Source organism: Streptomyces hirsutus (assembly GCF_001418415.1).
GTDB lineage: Bacteria > Actinomycetota > Actinomycetes > Streptomycetales > Streptomycetaceae > Streptomyces > Streptomyces hirsutus.
Genome location: NZ_LIQT01000432.1, coordinates 1 through 2,645, shown reverse-complemented (window position 1 = coordinate 2,645; position 2,645 = coordinate 1). Strand labels below are relative to the sequence as shown.

Genomic DNA, 2,645 nt, shown 5'->3' with positions numbered 1-2,645 from the left:
CCAGGCCATCGCCACCACCAGCGGCGGTGTGGCCTGGTCCCTCGGCAGGGGCGACGGCGAGCAGGCCACCCGGGACGAGATGCTCGCCGCCGCCGCGCGTATCGCCGCCGCCGTGGACGTGCCGGTGACGGTCGACGTCGAGTCCGGCTACGGAGCGGCCCCGGCCGAGGTCGCCAGGACGGTCGCCGCCGTGGTCGCCGCCGGTGCCGTCGGCATCAACCTGGAGGACTCCAGGGCCGCGGGCGGCCCGCTGTTCACGCCCGAGGAGCAGGCCGGGCGCATCGCCGCCGCCCGCACCGCCGCCACCGAGGCCGGCCTGCCCGAGCTGGTGATCAACGCCCGTACGGACGTGTACCTCTTCGGCATCGGTGAGGAGTCCGGCCGTCTGGACGACGTCCTGGCCCGCGCCGCCGCCTACGCCGAGGCGGGCGCCGACGGCATCTTCGTCCCCGGCCTGCTCGACCTGGCCGTCCTCGGCGACCTGTCCGCGCGCTCCCCGCTCCCGGTCAACGCCATGGCGGGCCCCGGCGGCCCCAGCGTCGCCGAACTGGCCAAGGTGGGCGTCCGCAGGGTGAGCGTCGGCACGGGCATGGCCCAGGCCGCGTACACGGCTGCCCGCCGCGCCACGCTCGAGCTGCTGGAGTCGGGCACCTACGACGCGCTGGACGATTCGCTGGACTTCTTCCAGATGAACGGGCTGTTCAGCGGCTGAGAACGGCGGCGGAAAGCCGGAAGGGGGGGCTGGTCACCGGCCCCCCCTTCCCCGTGCGCGGGCAGCGCTCAGCGGGTCGCGGTCCAGCGGGCGACCACCCGGTCCAGCACGTCCAGGGGGAGCGACCCGTTGCCGAGCACCAGGTCGTGGAAGGCGCGGACGTCGAAGCCGGGGCCCAGTTCCCGCGCGGCACGGGTGCGCAGGCGCTGGATCTCGAGGCGTCCCGTCATGTACGACAGGGCCTGACCGGGCCACTCGATGTACCGGTCGGTCTCGTTGTGGATCTCGACGTCGGCCAGGACGGTGTGTGCGCGCAGGAAGCCGACGGCCCGCTCGCGGCTCCAGCCGAAGTGGTGCAGCCCGGTGTCGACGACCAGCCGGGCGGCCCGCAGCGAGTCCATCGCGAGCATGCCGAGCCGGGCGGGCGGCCCCGAGTACAGGCCCATCTCGTCGGCGAGGCGTTCCGCGTAGAGGCCCCAGCCCTCGATGTAGGCGTTGATCCACGCGATCCGCCGCAGCCGGGGCAGCCCGGTCAGCTCCTGGGCGAGGGAGAGCTGCACATGGTGGCCGGGCACCGCCTCGTGGAACGCGGTGGCCTCGGCGAGCACCCGCGAACGCTCCGTCGCCCGCTCGGTGTTGGCGTGATAGGTGCCCGGACGCGACCCGTCCGCGGCGGCCGGCATGTACCAGGCCTGCGGCGCCCCCGGAACATCCCTGCCGTCCAGCACACAGGCGGCCGCCGGCAGCCGCCCGAACCGGCGGGGCGCGGCCGCTTCGGCCCGGGCGACGGCCTTGCGGGCGGCCGAGAGCATCTCGTCGGCACCGCTCCACCGCAACCGGGCGTCGGACCGCAGCCGTTCGCGGACCTCGGCGGCGGTCGGCGAGCCCCCGAACGCCTGCGCCCCCACCCGCGCGTACTCCTCCTCGAGGCGGGCCAGCAACTCCCCGCCCACGTCGTGCAGTTCCTTGGCGGTGCGGTCGGTGGTGGTGTGGACGCGGGCGAGCGTGGCGTAGTGCTCCTCGCCGTCCGGCAGATGGCACAGCCCGGGCCGCTCCTGCGACCGCCCGCGCGGGGCGAGTTCGGCGTCGAGCACCTCCCGGTAGGCGGCGAACGCCGGCCGCACCCGCTCGTCGATCAGCCGGTCCCGCTCGGCGTGGTGGCGCTCCGCGAGCGGTACGGCGCGCAGGGGATCCCCGGCCGGGTCGGCGAGGCAGGCGTCGAGCCGGGCGACGGCCGTACGCACCCGCTCGGCGACCGGCAGCCGCCCGGCGGCCGCCCCCGCGCGGTGCCGCTCGGCCGCACGCGCCAGGTACTCCGGGACGCTCGCGAGCCGCTCCAGGTGCCCGCGCTCCTGTTCCTCGCCCGTTGGACGCACCTCGGGCAGGGAACCGAGGAGCCGGCCGATCGGCGAGGTCTGGTAGTCGGCGACGGTGTGCTCGATCAGCCGGGCCCCGAGCCGGCCGGCGACGGCCTCCGCCTGCTGGACGACCACGGCCCGGGTCACCTCCTCCCCGGCGTCCGCGACCGGCGCGCGCCGCGCCCGCCGGGCCAGCCCCGACGCTCGCTCCCGCAACGCGGACTGCGCCTCCTCGGAGGGGTCGGCGAGCCGTCCGACGGTTTCCGGGCACCCTTCCAGGGCGTCGTCCAGCGGGTCCTCGGCGGCGATGAGCCCGACGGCCTCCTCGGCGAGGGCGGTCACGGGGGTGGTGGGGCTCGTGGGGGCGGTGATGTCGGTGGTGGTGCTGGTCATCCTCGGGCGTCTCCTGTCAGAGCGTGGGAACGGCACCGCGCGGTACCGGGTACGGGTTCGTGCGCCGTCGGATCCGCCTGTGCATGCGCGAACTGCCTCACCAGGGGCGGGAGTCCGTACTGCCCGGCCACGTCCGTCCGCTCCAGCAGCCCGGCGTCGACGAGGTCGTCGAGGAGGTCCTC

General features: G+C 75.8%; 2 protein-coding genes. One reads left to right on the top strand and one right to left on the bottom strand.

The window, feature by feature from the left end; all coding sequences use genetic code 11:
* A partial coding sequence (locus tag AOK11_RS29365) for an isocitrate lyase/phosphoenolpyruvate mutase family protein (RefSeq protein ID WP_055596748.1) occupies positions 1–712 on the top strand: 712 nt, incomplete at its 5' end.
* 68 nt (positions 713–780) lie between these two features.
* Here AOK11_RS29365 and AOK11_RS29360 read toward each other — a convergent pair.
* Positions 781–2,463 (bottom strand): DUF885 domain-containing protein, encoded by a 1,683-nt coding sequence (locus tag AOK11_RS29360; RefSeq protein ID WP_055596747.1) that lies wholly within the window; start codon positions 2,461–2,463, stop codon positions 781–783.
* Positions 2,464–2,645: the final 182 nt, after the last annotated feature.